12 protein-coding genes are annotated in these 13,618 nt (G+C 64.8%); 6 read left to right on the top strand and 6 right to left on the bottom strand.

The annotated features are described in order from the left end of the window. The first annotated feature begins 18 nt into the window (after positions 1-18). A complete protein-coding gene (locus C9I57_RS24250) occupies positions 19-1,908 on the top strand; it encodes an EAL domain-containing protein (protein WP_181321937.1) in 1,890 nt (629 codons plus the stop codon). Between the two features lie 49 nt (positions 1,909-1,957). Here the strand turns inward: C9I57_RS24250 and C9I57_RS24255 are convergent, their stop codons facing one another. Next, entirely contained in the window at positions 1,958-2,431 is a 474-nt protein-coding gene (locus tag C9I57_RS24255) for a DUF1566 domain-containing protein (protein ID WP_146166257.1), read from the bottom strand. 250 nt (positions 2,432-2,681) lie between these two features. Between C9I57_RS24255 and C9I57_RS24260 the strand changes: the two genes are divergently transcribed. Beyond that, on the top strand, positions 2,682-3,821 hold the full coding sequence (locus C9I57_RS24260) for a methyltransferase (protein WP_107153185.1): 1,140 nt from the start codon (positions 2,682-2,684) through the stop codon (positions 3,819-3,821). A gap of 46 nt (positions 3,822-3,867) precedes the next feature. Here the strand turns inward: C9I57_RS24260 and C9I57_RS24265 are convergent, their stop codons facing one another. After that, the gene (locus C9I57_RS24265) at positions 3,868-4,194 is read right to left on the bottom strand and encodes a hypothetical protein (RefSeq protein ID WP_018440357.1); all 327 of its coding nucleotides are present in this window, start codon (positions 4,192-4,194) and stop codon (positions 3,868-3,870) included. Positions 4,195-4,624: 430 nt separating this feature from the next. On the opposite strand from C9I57_RS24265, the gene C9I57_RS24275 reads away from it, so the two are divergent. Beyond that, on the top strand, positions 4,625-5,518 hold the full coding sequence (locus tag C9I57_RS24275) for a class I SAM-dependent methyltransferase (RefSeq protein ID WP_107153134.1): 894 nt from the start codon (positions 4,625-4,627) through the stop codon (positions 5,516-5,518). Between the two features lie 9 nt (positions 5,519-5,527). On the opposite strand, the gene C9I57_RS24280 is transcribed toward C9I57_RS24275, so the two are convergent. Further along, the gene (locus C9I57_RS24280) at positions 5,528-6,130 is read right to left on the bottom strand and encodes a DUF1415 domain-containing protein (protein ID WP_107153135.1); all 603 of its coding nucleotides are present in this window, start codon (positions 6,128-6,130) and stop codon (positions 5,528-5,530) included. 10 nt (positions 6,131-6,140) lie between these two features. Further along, positions 6,141-6,788 carry a TetR/AcrR family transcriptional regulator gene (locus C9I57_RS24285; protein WP_107153136.1) on the bottom strand — a complete coding sequence of 216 codons (648 nt, stop codon included), beginning with the start codon at positions 6,786-6,788 and terminating at the stop codon, positions 6,141-6,143. Between the two features lie 166 nt (positions 6,789-6,954). Here C9I57_RS24285 and C9I57_RS24290 point away from each other — a divergent pair, with 166 nt between their 5' ends. Next, complete coding sequence (locus C9I57_RS24290; RefSeq protein WP_107153137.1) at positions 6,955-8,250, top strand: MFS transporter; 1,296 nt, start codon at positions 6,955-6,957, stop codon at positions 8,248-8,250. A 53-nt stretch (positions 8,251-8,303) separates the two neighbouring features. Here C9I57_RS24290 and C9I57_RS24295 read toward each other — a convergent pair whose 3' ends face one another. Beyond that, positions 8,304-9,773 (bottom strand): MFS transporter, encoded by a 1,470-nt coding sequence (locus tag C9I57_RS24295; RefSeq protein ID WP_107153138.1) that lies wholly within the window; start codon positions 9,771-9,773, stop codon positions 8,304-8,306. A gap of 210 nt (positions 9,774-9,983) precedes the next feature. Here C9I57_RS24295 and C9I57_RS24300 point away from each other — a divergent pair, with 210 nt between their 5' ends. Continuing rightward, on the top strand, positions 9,984-11,249 hold the full coding sequence (locus tag C9I57_RS24300) for an Hsp70 family protein (RefSeq protein WP_107153186.1): 1,266 nt from the start codon (positions 9,984-9,986) through the stop codon (positions 11,247-11,249). A gap of 54 nt (positions 11,250-11,303) precedes the next feature. Here the strand turns inward: C9I57_RS24300 and C9I57_RS24305 are convergent, their stop codons facing one another. After that, positions 11,304-11,507, bottom strand: coding sequence for a cold-shock protein (locus C9I57_RS24305; protein ID WP_018440349.1), 204 nt, complete (start codon positions 11,505-11,507; stop codon positions 11,304-11,306). A gap of 443 nt (positions 11,508-11,950) precedes the next feature. On the opposite strand from C9I57_RS24305, the gene C9I57_RS24310 reads away from it, so the two are divergent. Continuing rightward, positions 11,951-13,543 (top strand): APC family permease, encoded by a 1,593-nt coding sequence (locus C9I57_RS24310; protein ID WP_107153139.1) that lies wholly within the window; start codon positions 11,951-11,953, stop codon positions 13,541-13,543. Positions 13,544-13,618 lie beyond the last annotated feature (75 nt).

Raw genomic sequence — 13,618 nt, forward strand, 5'->3', positions numbered from 1 at the left:
ACCCGTCGGGGAACCTCTGTGCTTACGTCCGGAAGGGGCGATGCGGGCTGGACGACCGGCCTTGTGCGGCGCATCTATCAGCTTCGCGTGCTCGGCTATACGATGGGTGCGGCGCCGGTGCTATTGCTGCTGCGTGCGCAGCGGGCGCCCGCGTGGCTCTTCGGCATCGTGCTCTTCGTCTGCTTCGCCTGGCCGCACATTGCCTACCAGCGCGTGCGCTCAGGAGGCGACGCGCCGAAGCGCGAGCAGTGGAACCTGATCTTGGACTGTGCGTTCGGCGGATGGCTCGTCGCGGCGGTCCATTTCGAGCCGCTCGCGACTGTCGTCATCCTCTTGATGTTCGCCCTGGACAGCATGGCGGTCGGCGGCTGGCCTGTCTTTCTCGGCGGGATGGCCGCGAGCGTCGTGGGCGTCGTGCTCGGAATCGTCGGCCTGGGCATGCGAACCGATCCGCTCTCGGTGCGGATTGCGCCCGCGTGGCTTCCCGTCATCTTCGTCTACCCGCTCGTGTACGCCAAGGTCACGCACGATGTCTCGGTCAAGCTGCTCGACCGCTCGCGCCGGCTGCGCGAGCTCAGCGAGCGCGACACACTGACCGGCCTGGCGAATCGCGTAACAGTCGGCACGAGGTTGCAGGCGTTGCTCGCCGATCCGGATGCGGTCGACGGGCGGATCCTCGTGTTCTTCATCGATCTCGACGGCTTCAAGACGGTCAACGATGTGCTCGGACACGGCATCGGGGATCAGGTGCTCGTGGAGGTGGCGCGGCGTCTTTCGGGCTGCGCGCGTGGCGGCGATCTGGTCGCCCGCTACGGCGGCGACGAGTTTCTCATCGTGACGACGGGCGCGGACGGGGCCCATCGACGCGAACTGCCCGATGTCGTCCTCGCGGCGATGGCGCAGCCGATTCATGCCGGCGGACACGAGCTGCACATCGGCGCGAGCATTGGCATCAGCGTGTTTCCGGTCCACGGCAGCGACGCCGAAGCGCTCATTCGTTCCGCCGACATGGCGATGTACGTCGCCAAAAGCCGCGGCCGCAATTGCTGCGCCTACTATCGAGCGGAAATGAGCGAGGCGGCCGATGCGAGGCTCAAGCTGTCGAGTCGGCTCAGAAAGGCGATCGAGTCGGGCGCACTGCGCCTGCACTACCAGCCCCAGGTCGATATGCGCGACGGGAAGCTCGTCGGCGTCGAGGCGCTCGTGCGTTGGCGGGATGAGCTATACGGCGACGTCGAGCCCGCGCTCTTCGTTCCGGTCGCGGAGGCCGCCGGACTCGTATCGGATCTCGGGGAATGGGTGCTGCGCGAGGCCTGCCGTCAGTCGGCGCTTTGGCGCAGTGCGGGTGTGCGGCCGAAGCGCCTGTCGATCAATCTCTCGGCGCTGCAGTTGCAGCGCGGGAACATCGTAGAGACGTTCCAAGCGATCGTGCGGGAAACAGGCGTCGACCCCGCCACGATCGAGCTCGAGGTCACCGAGACCGCACTGATGAAGCAGCCCGAATTGGCGGTGCGCCGGCTTTATGACTTTCGCCGCGCCGGCGTCACGGTCGCAATCGACGATTTCGGCATCGGTTACTCGAGCCTGAACCAGTTGCGCACGCTGCCCGTGGATCGCATCAAGATCGACCGGGCCTTCGTGGAGGGCATCGGGCAGGGCAGCCGCGAGACCGGCGCCATTGCGACCGCGATTGTGACGCTCGCGAAGGCGCTGGGCCTGGGCGTGATCGCGGAGGGCGTGGAGACGCCCGCGCAGCAGGATTTCCTGCTGGCGCTCGGGTGCTTCGAAGCGCAGGGCTTTCTCTACAGCAAGGCACTCGATGCCGAGAGCATCACGCGACTCATGCGCGAGGGCGGCCCGCTGCCGAACCCGCCCCTCGCGACGCAAGGCAGCGCCTTGATCGCTTGAGCCCGCGAACGGCGCATCGCGATGCGTCGATCCGTCATCCGTTCACGCATCAGGCCGGGAGCGTTCTAACGGCACGGGCCCTGCCAGGGAAGGTCTTGTGCAGGTATTCAAAATCGAAGCCGTTGAAGTTGTGGCCCCACGCCATGGTGTCCGATCGTTCGGTGCTCGACCAATACCAGGCGTTCGCCGCGAACTGTTCGCGGATCGTGGCAACCGCGACGTCCCATTCCTGCCGGGATGGCAAATGAAAATCCGTCTTCCGGTCCTTTTCATAATGGTCCGCCCATTCGGCGGCCGGATGCGCATACCTCGAGGCGACGAGCGCGCGGGTATTGGCCGCGCCATCGTGATCGCTCGTCGCGCCGCGTTCGGACACGCCGTAGGCGCCCCAGGTCACACCGACAGCCTCATCGATCGAAAAAATCACATGTTGGGGATTGCGTCCGATATAGTCGGGCATGATGCCGGCATAAACGCCGCCCTCTCCAGGCCAGTACTCGCCGATCGCCGGCGGCGCGGCCACGGGAATGCCTTGCACGAATACGCTCATACGTCCTCCTTTGCGGTTTCTCTTGCGAGGTCGCGGGATGCGACAATGCATTGAGCGCTCGAGCCGGAGCGTCGCTGTCCGCGACGCCCCGAAATCGGACGAAGTCACTTCCTTTTTGATATCTCGGAAAACGCCGCGGTAATTGGACGGCAGACCGACCGGAGCTTTTTCATTTCTCGAAAAGCACCGTCGCGAGCGGCGGGCCGACGCACAAATCGTATTCATGCATCCCTCTCAAAACACGATCGGCTGGACGGAAGGCGGCGTTTCGCATAACGCGCTATGGCGTTCGGAAGCCGGTGTACCCGTGCCGAAGCGCGTAGTCGTCGCCGACGACCGCATCACGGCCGACGCCGCCTACGCTCAAGCCTGCGAAGGCGTGGCGCTCCTCTGGCGCGGGGACTTTCAGAACGCGCGCCAATTGCTGCAGGCGATGGCGCGCCGTATCGACCGCAAGCCGCGAAAGACCGCTGAGGCGCCGCTCGATGCCTTCAACCTGCACCGGCAGGCCCAGGCGCAGCGCGCGCGTACGCTCGGCATGCTGTTGATCCCACTCGATGCCGATTACGCGATTCCGTTGCGACGTGCCCCCGACGTACGCGCCGCCTGCCTCGAAGCGTACGGGGAGGCCGACGCGCCTTCGATCGTATCGTTGAGAGAGTTGCAGGGATTGATCGGCGCGCATGAGTGGCGCAAGAAAGGTGTGGCGATTGCGGCGTTAGGCGGGGCGCACGTTTATCCGCACTATGGCGTCTTCTCGCCGGTGCGCGGCGAGTACGTCGAACTCGTCGCGCGTGCGCCGCTGCCGTCGACCGCGCTCGCGTTCGATATCGGCACGGGGACCGGCGTGCTCGCGGCCGTGCTCGCCAAGCGCGGCGTCGCGCGCATCGTCGCAACCGACAACGACGATCGCGCGCTCGACTGCGCACGAGAAAATACCGCGCGGCTCGGCTATGCCGATCGCATCGAGATCGTGAAGACGGACCTCTTTCCGCCGGGTCGCGCTCCGCTCGTTGTCTGCAATCCGCCGTGGCTGCCCGCGCGCCCGAGCTCACCGATCGAGCGCGCTGTCTACGATCCCGGAAGCCAGATGCTGCGCGGGTTTCTCGGCGGACTCGCGGCGCATCTCGAGCCCACCGGCGAGGGGTGGCTGATTCTGTCGGATTTTGCCGAGCACTTGGGTTTGCGCACACGCGATGCGCTGATGGCGATGTTCGGCGAGGCGGGTTTGGAGGTCGTCGGGCGCGACGACATACGGCCCCAGCATCCGAAGGCCTCGGATGCAAGCGATCCGCTCTATCGCGCGAGGGTGGCCGAAGTGACGTCGCTCTGGCGTCTCGCCGTTCGCCGGGCTCCTCGATGAACGCGCGTGGCGAACGCATCGCCACCCGCGCTCGGCAAGGAGACCGTCAGCCCGGATAGGCCTCGTCGACCTTCAGTCCGGCGAGCTTGAAGATGACGCGAAGCGTCTGCGGGCGGATGTCGCGCCGCGATGCGAGCGTCGTGAGAATGAAGTCGATCACTTTCGCGTACTTGAGCAGCGTGAGCAATGTCTCCAGCCCGGCGTCGGTCGTGTCGCGCATCGATTCCGCGAGGCGCAGCATTTCCACCGAAATGTCGCGCGCCATTTCGAGCTCCAACTGCTGTTTTTCCGACCAGCCGGTTGGCGCCGCGAGGAGCGTGGCGAGCATCGCCTGAAACTTTTGCTCAGCGTCTCCGTTAGGTATCGTAGCCATCCCTGTCGTCCTTCCTCAACTTGGGTCCCGCACCAGACGCCGTCGACTGCCCTCGAACCGCATGCACGGACGTTACGTCGGCCGGTTACTCTGTGGTTACGGCTGTCACGTAACACGATGCGCGCATTTCGCGCGCCTCGACCAGACCGTGGTACGGCCTTCGCGGCATGCATGCGGGAAACGCATTGCTCATTTGCGCCTGCCAGCCCGATGCCGCCGGCCGCGCCGGGTGGTCCATCCCGGGCGTGCCGGCGTTGCCGCGTCTTGCCATGACGGCGCAACGCGGGCCGGTGACGCATAATCCGTTCCATCGGTGCGCGTGGGCGGACGGCAACGCCCCGCGCCGTTTTCGGTAAACTGACGCGATCATTCCCGCTGTTCTGTAGGCTGTCGCACGTTTGACGCGACTTGGCCGCAGGTTCTGCCCTCGATGTCCGCAAAAACCTACGAAATCCGTCCAAATCAGTCCGTCGAGCTGCTGAAGGAGCTGCATATCCTCACGCGCGACGGCAAGCTGAACCAGGATAGCCGCCGCAAGCTCAAGCAGGTCTATCACCTTTTCCAGTTCATCGAGCCGCTGCTCGAAGAAGTGCATCGCGAAAAGGGGTGCGTCTCGCTCGTCGACCACGGCGCGGGCAAGTCGTATCTCGGTTTCATTCTTTACGACCTGTTCTTCAAGGCGCTTGCGCCCGGCGACGGCTCACGGATTTACGGCATCGAAACGCGGCCGGAGCTCGTGGACAAATCCACGGCACTGGCGGCGCGGCTCGGATTCGAGCGAATGTCGTTTTTGAACCTGTCGGTGGCCGCATCGATCGAGTCGGACCGGCTGCCGCCTGTCGTCGATATCGTGACGGCGCTCCATGCCTGCGATACCGCCACGGACGACGCCATTCGCTTCGCATTGCAAAAGCACGCGAGCCGCATCGTGGTCGTGCCGTGCTGCCAGGCGGAAGTGGCCGGTGTGCTGCGCCGCAACAAGGGAAAATCGCTCGGCAACGCGCTCACCGAGATCTGGCGCCACCCGCTCCATACGCGTGAGTTCGGCAGCCAGGTGACGAATGTGCTCCGTTGCCTGCAGCTCGAAGCGCACGGGTATCAGGTCAGCGTGACGGAGCTCGTCGGGTGGGAACACTCGATGAAAAACGAGCTCATCATCGCGCAGTATAAGAACCTTCCTCGTCGGCGGGCGGCCGAGCGGCTCGCGCAAGTGCTCGACACGCTCGGCCTCGACGAACTGCGCGAGCGGTTTTTCGCGCCGGCGGTAGACGAGCAATCGCACGCTGGCGGCGCCGTGGAAGCCTCGAGCGAGAGCGCCGGGTAGCACCGGCGTCTAATCGTTGTCTTCGTGCTTGTCGCTGGTTTCGCTCATCAACTTGCGCCAGCCATCGTGGCCCAGGCGGCGCAGCGTTTCCATATTGCGTTCGTAGATCCCGGCGGCGTCGGGGTATGCGTCGACCGCGCGCGTGATGCTCGATTCTCGCAGCAGATGGAGGATCGGGTAGGGCGCCCGGTTCGAGTAGTTCTCGATATCGTCCGTGTCGCTGCCCTCGAATTGGTAGTGCGGATGGAAGCTCGCGACCTGAAGTACGCCTTCCAAACCCATTTGGGCCACGAGCCGTTCCGCGAAGAACAGGCAATCGTTGAATTCGACGAAGTCGGCCAGCGCGTGCGGAAAGATCACGAGCGTCGTATCGATTCGTTGCGGATCCGCCGCCTCGAGCTGTTTGAGTTCGGCTTCGAGATCGGTCAAAACGCCTTCGAGATCGTGCGCGTCGCTGACCGCATAGCGGATCTGATCTTTGACATGGACGGCCTTGGCGAACGGACACAAGTTGAGTCCGATCACGGCGCGCGTCAGCCACTGCTGCGTGGCGGCGATGACGGCGGCGGCAGTGGCGTTTGCGGCATCGGCGGCTACTGGATTGGGCGGCATCGGGGCGCGATTACGTCAGTGAACGGGAGCAGGCTGCGGCGACGAGTTGCGCCGCCACGCGCGGCGCCGCCTTGATCGGGGCGCATCCGGGGCCGTAGGTTTGGCTCGCGGCGTAGACGCCCTCGATCAGCAGCGCGAGCGCGCTTGCCAACGCTTCGGGATCGTCCGCTCCGGCGCTCGCGGCGAGCACCGTCAATCGCTCCATCAGCTCAGTCTTGTTGCGCAGCACGCACTGCCGCGCCGGGTGGCTCGCATCCGGAAACTCGGCGGAGACGTTGACGAACGGGCAGCCGCGGTACCCTTCGACCGAAGCGCGCTCCGCCAGATCCTCGAAATACTGGGCGATCTGCCGGACAGGATCGCCGGGGTGCTTGTCGAGGCTGCGCTGAAAGCGCTGGAAGAAGCGCTCGCTCGATCGCTCGAGGTAGGCGACGACAAGTTCGTCCTTCGACGAAAACTGCCGATAAAGACTCATCTTGTTCACGCCCGCGCGCTCGACGACGGCATCGACGCCGACGGCCCGCACTCCCTCACGGTAAAAGAGCTCCGCCGCGGCATGAAGCAGCAATTGCTGCGCGGCAGGCCCCGCCGTGTGAGGACGCGGTTGCGGGCGGTCGGATGTTGGGCCTCTGGGCTTCTCTAATGCGGTCCGGGTCATGTTCACTCAACTTTCAGTTTCTTCTCACTTGACATGTTACTGACCGGTCACTACGATGGCAACTCTATTTGTGACCGACTTGTCACAACCGGGAACGGACACAAACGACGACGAGCACCAGATGACTTCCGTGCCACTGTGGCGCCGAACGCGATAAGGGATACCAATGAACTGGCTGGCGAAACGAATAAGAACGCGGTTTCACTATGGATGGCTCGTGGCGGCCGTCGTCTTCCTCGTGCTGCTGGCGGCCGCCGGCACGCGGGCAACGCCGAGCGTTCTCATGTTGCCGCTCGAGCACGATCTCGGCTGGAGCCGGGCCACGATCTCGCTCGCGATATCGGTCAACATCGCGCTCTATGGTCTGACGGGGCCGTTTGCGGCGGCGGCCATGCAGCGCTTCGGCGTGCGGCCGACGCTCTACGCGGCGCTCGGCACGATGGCGGCCGGCGTGGCGCTCTCGTCGATGATGACGGCGCCTTGGCAAATGGTCCTCGTTTGGGGAGTGATGGTCGGCAGCGCGACAGGCGTCGCGGCGCTGACGCTCTCGGCAACCGTCGTCAATCGTTGGTTCGTCGAGCGGCGCGGGCTCGTGATGGGCATCCTGACCGCGAGCTCGGCCACGGGGCAGCTCGTCTTTCTGCCGATGCTCGCCACGGTGGCCGAGCATCACGGATGGCGCGCTGTCGTGCTCATCGTTGCCGTTGCCGCCGCTATTGTGCTGCCGCTTGTCGCGCTGTTCTTGCCCGAGCGTCCGGCCGACGTCGCGCTGCGCCCGTACGGCGAAGCGCCCGATGCGCCGCCGGCCGCGGCAGCCACGAAGCAAAACCCGTTGGCGCTCGCTTTCGGCATGCTGTTGTCGGCGAGCAAAAAGCGCGATTTCTGGCTGCTTTTCTTCAGCTTTTTCGTCTGCGGCGCTAGCACCAACGGCTATATCGGCACCCACTTCATCGCGATGTGCGGCGACTATGGGATGACCGAGGTGCAGGGGGCTTCCGTGCTCGCGGCGATGGGCGTTTTCGACCTTTTCGGAACGACGCTTTCCGGTTGGCTCTCGGATCGTTTCAACAGCCGCGTGCTCCTCTTCTGGTACTACGGGCTGCGCGGGCTGTCGCTGATCTATCTGCCCCATGCATTCGGCATCGATTTCTTCGGCCTGCCGCTTTTCGCGATGTTCTACGGGCTCGATTGGATCGCCACAGTGCCGCCGACGGTACGCCTCACCACCGACGTCTTCGGCAAGGAGGCGGCGCCCGTCGTGTTCGGCTGGATCGTCGCCGGCCATCAGCTCGGCGCGGCTTTCGCGGCATTCGGCGCCGGCGTGCTGCGAGCCGATCTCGGCACTTACACCTTGGCGTCGACGATCTCGGGCGGCCTGTGCCTCGTCGCGGCGCTCGTCGTGCTTCGCATTCATCGGCGCGGCGCCGTGCGCAGGGTGGGCGCCTTGGTCGAGCGCGCGTGACGCTCGCGCCGCAACCGCGGAAGGGCCGAGCGCAAGCTCAGCCTGACCGGGCCTCAATCGTCGCGCAGGGCTGAAAGCGGCAAGGCGACGTGCTCGAGCGGCTTGCGTTCGGCATCGACGCCCCATATCGCGGCAATGAGCGCGGCGAGAAGCATGAGGGCCGAGCCGAGGAGATAGCCCTCGAATACGGCGAAGCGTTGGTGCGTGTCGATGAGACTACCGAAGAGTGCCGGCCCGGCGATCCCACCGAGCGCCGTGCCGAACGCATAGAAGACCGCGATGGCGAGGGCGCGGATTTCGAGCGGAAACGATTCGCTCACCGTGAGATAGGCCGAGCTCGCGGCCGCCGACGCAAAGAAAAAGATGATCATCCAGGCGATCGTCTGCTCGACCACCGTCATCCATTGCCGTTCGAAAAGATATCCGCTTGCCGTGAGCAGCACGCCTGAAATCGCGTAGGTGAAGGCGATCATCTTGCGGCGGCCGACGACGTCGAACGCGCGGCCGAGCACGAGCGGTCCCAGGAAATTGCCGAGCGCGAATGGCAACAGATACCACCCCACGTGCGCGCCAGGCACATGATAGAAGTCGGTGAGCACCAGCGCGTAGGTGAAGAAAATGGCGTTGTAGAAGAACGCCTGTGCGGTCATCAGGGAAAGTCCAACGAGCGAGCGCCGTCGGTGCAGGACGAAAAGCGCGGCGAAGACTTCGCGAAGCGGCGTGTGATCGCGTTCGGCGAGCCGCAGGGTGTGGATCTCGCCCCCGAGCGGTGCTCCCGCGTGCCGCTCGAAGCGCGCCTCGATCGCCTCGACGATCTCGCGGGCCGGATGCGGCCGATTGTGCGTCAACAGCCAGCGGGGGCTTTCCGGTATCCACATGCGCATCAGCACGATGACGAGCGCGAGCGTTGCGCCGATGAGAAAACACGCGCGCCAACCGTAGTCGCCGGGTACGAGCGCCGGATCGAGCAGCACGATCGAGCTGCCGGCGCCAAGCGCGGCGCCGACCCAGAACGTGCCATTGATGCCGAGATCGGTCCATCCGCGCACGCGCGCGGGGGTGAACTCCTGAATCGTGGAGTTGATCGCGGCATATTCGCCGCCGATGCCGGCCCCGGTCAAAAAGCGGAACAGTACGAAGCTCGCGAGGTTCCACGAGAGCCCCGTCGCCGCGGTTGCGGCGAGATAGAGCGCAAGCGTGACGAAGAAAAGCTTGCGCCGCCCGAGCCGATCCGTGAGCCAGCCGAAGACGAGCGCGCCGAGCACCGCGCCGGCGATGTAGGCGCTGCTCGCGAAGCCGACGTCCGCGTTCGAGAAGCGAAGCACGGGGCTCGCTTTCAGCGCGCTCGCCACGGCCCCGGCGAGCGTCACCTCGAGCCCGTCGAGGAGCCAGGTCACGCCGAGCGCGACCACGATCAGGGTATGGAAGCGCCCCCAGGGCAAGCGATCGAGCCGCGATGGGAGATCGGTCTCGATCACACCGGGCGGACGAGCGGCAACGGGGGTATCGGTGGGGCGGTTCACGCGGGGGCGGTCTCCTGATGAATGTGCGCGGCGGATCGCGCATGCGCGCGACCAGGCATGGGGCGCCGGGGGGAGCGAGCAACGCTGAGCAAACCACGTTCCCGAGCGATCAAGTTCCGAGGTTCGTCCGCGCGAGTTGCGCGGCCCCGGCCGTTCGTGGTAAAACCGCGCTCCGCGATTGGCCATGGCCCGCGCACCGGAATGCAAGCGATGGAATCCCAAGCGAAGACTTACTGCGCGATCGACTTCGGCACGTCGAACTCGGCGCTCGCGCTGCCCGCCGGCGATGCCGTGCGGCTCGCGCCCGTCGAGGGCGATCATACGACGTTGCCGACGGCCATCTTCTTCAATACGGACGAGGATGCGATCGTGTACGGGCGCGCCGCCATGGCCGCGTACATCGACGGATTCGACGGCCGCCTCATGCGCTCGCTCAAAAGTATCCTCGGTTCCGCGCTGGCCGAGGGCGTCACCGAGCTCGGCGACGGCTCCGCCGTCAAATACACGGATGTCATCTCGACGTTCCTTGCCTATCTGAAGAAGCGGGGAGAAGCGTGCGCGCACGCGCCGATCGAACGGGCCGTGCTCGGCAGGCCCGTGTTTTTCGTCGATGACGATCCGCGCGGCGACCTGCTGGCCGCCCGGCAGCTGGAAGCGGCCGCGCAGGCGGCTGGGTTGCGCGAGATTCACTTCCAGTACGAGCCGATCGCGGCCGCGTTCGACTACGAGTCGCGCCTCGATCGCGAGGCGCTCGTACTCGTGGCCGACATCGGCGGCGGCACATCGGATTTCTCGCTCGTGCGGGTGGGCCCCGAGCGGATGCGCCGCCTCGAGCGCAAAGACGATGTGCTCGCCCATCACGGTGTCCACGTGGCGGGCACCGACTTCGATCGCCGCGTCGAGCTGGCGACGATTCTTCCCGAGCTCGGCTACAAGGCGATCGATCCCGAGGGGCGCGAGGTGCCTAACCGGATCTACTTCGACCTTTCGACCTGGCATCTCATCAATACCGTCTACACCGGCAAGCGTGTCGGCGAGCTGCGCTTGATGCGGCACCTTTACCGCGACTCGCGGCACCATGACCGGCTCATGCGTGTCGTCGAGCAGCGGCTCGGCCACGCGTTGGTCGCGCGCGCCGAGGAGGCGAAAATCGGCGTGGCGGCCGGCGGACAGACGTCGATCGATCTCGACGATGTGGAGACCGACTTGCGGCTGGCTTTCGACGAAGCGCAGCTCGTCGAAGCCGGCGTCGACGAGCTGCATCGCATCGTGGACGCCGCCCGAGAAACGGTGCGGGCGGCCGGTATCGCGCCGCGCGACGTTGGCGCGCTTTACTTCACGGGCGGCTCGACGGGGCTGACATTTTTGACGCGCTCGCTGGCCGAGGCGTTTGCCGCCGCGCAGCCCGTTTTCGGCGACCGGCTCGCCAGTGTTGCGACGGGGCTCGGCATCCACGCCCGTCGAATCTTCCGCTAAAGAACGAAAAAAACCCCGCCTGAGCGGGGTTTTTTGCATCCGGTGGGACGGGGCTTAGACCGGCTTGATGTTCGCGGCCTGCTTGCCCTTCGGGCCCGTCTTCACTTCGAACTGCACCTTTTGGTTTTCTTGCAGCGTCTTGAAACCATCGATGCGGATTTCCGAGAAGTGCGCGAAGAGGTCTTCGCCGCCGCTGTCCGGAGTGATGAAGCCAAAGCCCTTCGCGTCATTGAACCACTTGACGGTACCGGTTTCCATATTACGTATTCCTAAAAGAGACTATAAAAAACTAGGCCGAAGCCCGGGGTGCACGAAAATCAAGGAAGGGTAATGGAACAACCGAAGGTACCTGAGGGGCGAACCACGAAAGACCAATTCACACTCGCCGCTTGAAATCCTGCCCGCTCGTTATACGGCGAAATCGCGCAAAGGTCAACCTGTATCCTCGAATTTGCAGGGACATTCGATGCCTGGGAACACCGTTTGCTACAGAACTCTTTCCCCGCGCCAGTGAATTTTTGGGTGCCGGATCAAAACGCACACTTCTGGGGCGGCGCAACCGGTAAACTACGCGCCACACAGCGCGGTTGCGCCTGGTTGCGGCCTGGTATCGGCCGCGGGGCGGGGCACGAGTTGCAAGCGTCGCCTGACGCACTTGCAAGCGTGCGCTCGCGCGTTCCCCATATCCCCTAGGAGAGGTTGTGAAAAGTTCGATTCAACGGAACATCGGCCCATTCGCGCTGATGCTGACCGGCTTGGGCTCGATCATCGGGTCCGGGTGGCTCTTCGGCGCCTGGAAGGCGGCCAAGATTGCCGGTCCCGCGGCGATCTGCGCCTGGATCATCGGCGCCGTCGTCATTCTCGCGATCGCGCTCACCTATGCCGAGCTCGGCGCCATGTTTCCCGAGTCGGGCGGCATGGTCCGTTACGCGCGTTACTCGCATGGCGCACTCGTCGGATTCATCAGCGCGTGGGCGAACTGGATCGCCATCGTTTCGGTGATTCCGATCGAGGCCGAGGCGTCGATTCAGTACATGAGCACGTGGCCCTACGAATGGGCGCACGCGTTGTTCGTTCACGGAGAGCTGACGACGACGGGGCTCTTGCTGTCGGCGTTGCTCGTCATCGTCTATTTCCTGCTCAACTACTGGGGCGTGAAGGTGTTCGCGCGCGCGAACACGACGATCACCGTCTTCAAGTTCATCATTCCGGGCCTCACGATCCTCGGGTTGCTCGCCTCCGGCTTCCACTCGGACAATCTCCAGGCCGCTGGCGGCTTCGCTCCCTATGGGTGGTCCGCCGTCTTCACCGCCGTCGCGACGAGCGGCATCGTCTTCGCCTTCAACGGCTTCCAGAGCCCGGTGAACCTGGCGGGCGAAGCGCGCAATCCGTCGAAGAGCGTGCCGTTCGCCGTGCTCGGCTCGATTCTGCTCGCGCTCGTCATTTACGTGCTGCTCCAGATCGCCTATATCGGTGCGGTGAATCCGGCCGATGTCGCGAAGGGCTGGAGCCACTTCAACTTCGCTTCGCCGTTCGCCGAACTCGCGCTGGCGCTGAACCTCAACTGGCTCGCGTTTCTGCTTTACGTCGACGCCTTCGTGAGCCCCAGCGGCACGGGCACGACCTACATGGCGACGACGACGCGGATGATCTACGCGATGGAGCGCAACAACACGATGCCGAAGTTCTTCGGCAGCGTGCATCCGCTTTACGGCGTGCCGCGCAACGCGATGTGGTTCAACCTGCTCATCTCGTTCGTCTTCCTTTTCTTCTTCCGCGGGTGGAGCTCGCTCGCCGCCGTGATTTCGGTGGCGACCGTCATTTCGTATCTCACGGGGCCGGTCAGCCTCATGGCACTGCGCCGTTTCGCGACGCATCTCGCGCGGCCGCTGCATTTGCCGCTCATGGGCGTCGTCGCGCCGTTCGCGTTCGTTTGCGCGTCGCTCGTGCTCTATTGGGCGAAGTGGCCGCTCACGGGCGAAATCATCCTCCTCATGATCGTCGCGCTGCCTGTCTATTTCTACTATCAGGGCAAGTCGGGCTGGGGCGGCTGGGGCCGCGATCTCAAGGCCGCGTGGTGGCTCGTCGGCTATCTGCCCGTCATGGCGTTCCTCTCGCTCATCGGCAGCAAGCAGTTCGGCGGTGCCGGGTGGCTGCCATACGGATGGGACATGCTGACGGTGGCCCTCGTCTCGCTCGTCTTCTACCTCTGGGGCGTCCGATCCGGCTATCGCACGCGCTACCTCGACGAGCGCGAACCGGAAGACGACATCCTCGAGGGTGTCGGCGTTTGAGATCGGCGTCCCCAACGAGCTGTTCCGCAAGGGACGCTCTTTGAGCACGTCTGGGGCATCGCGCGAGGACCGTGT

The organism is Trinickia symbiotica (assembly GCF_003028655.1).
In the GTDB taxonomy this organism is placed as follows: domain Bacteria; phylum Pseudomonadota; class Gammaproteobacteria; order Burkholderiales; family Burkholderiaceae; genus Trinickia; species Trinickia symbiotica_A.

What these genes read in the sequence shown, in the direction of transcription:
- C9I57_RS24260 (WP_107153185.1), top strand. Translation starts at nt 2,682, where the DNA reads ATGCATCCCTCTCAAAACACGATCGGCTGGACGGAAGGCGGCGTTTCG.
- C9I57_RS24265 (WP_018440357.1), bottom strand. Translation starts at nt 4,194, where the DNA reads ATGGCTACGATACCTAACGGAGACGCTGAGCAAAAGTTTCAGGCGATG.
- C9I57_RS24275 (WP_107153134.1), top strand. Translation starts at nt 4,625, where the DNA reads ATGTCCGCAAAAACCTACGAAATCCGTCCAAATCAGTCCGTCGAGCTG.
- C9I57_RS24280 (WP_107153135.1), bottom strand. Translation starts at nt 6,130, where the DNA reads ATGCCGCCCAATCCAGTAGCCGCCGATGCCGCAAACGCCACTGCCGCC.
- C9I57_RS24285 (WP_107153136.1), bottom strand. Translation starts at nt 6,788, where the DNA reads ATGACCCGGACCGCATTAGAGAAGCCCAGAGGCCCAACATCCGACCGC.
- C9I57_RS24290 (WP_107153137.1), top strand. Translation starts at nt 6,955, where the DNA reads ATGAACTGGCTGGCGAAACGAATAAGAACGCGGTTTCACTATGGATGG.
- C9I57_RS24300 (WP_107153186.1), top strand. Translation starts at nt 9,984, where the DNA reads ATGGAATCCCAAGCGAAGACTTACTGCGCGATCGACTTCGGCACGTCG.
- C9I57_RS24305 (WP_018440349.1), bottom strand. Translation starts at nt 11,507, where the DNA reads ATGGAAACCGGTACCGTCAAGTGGTTCAATGACGCGAAGGGCTTTGGC.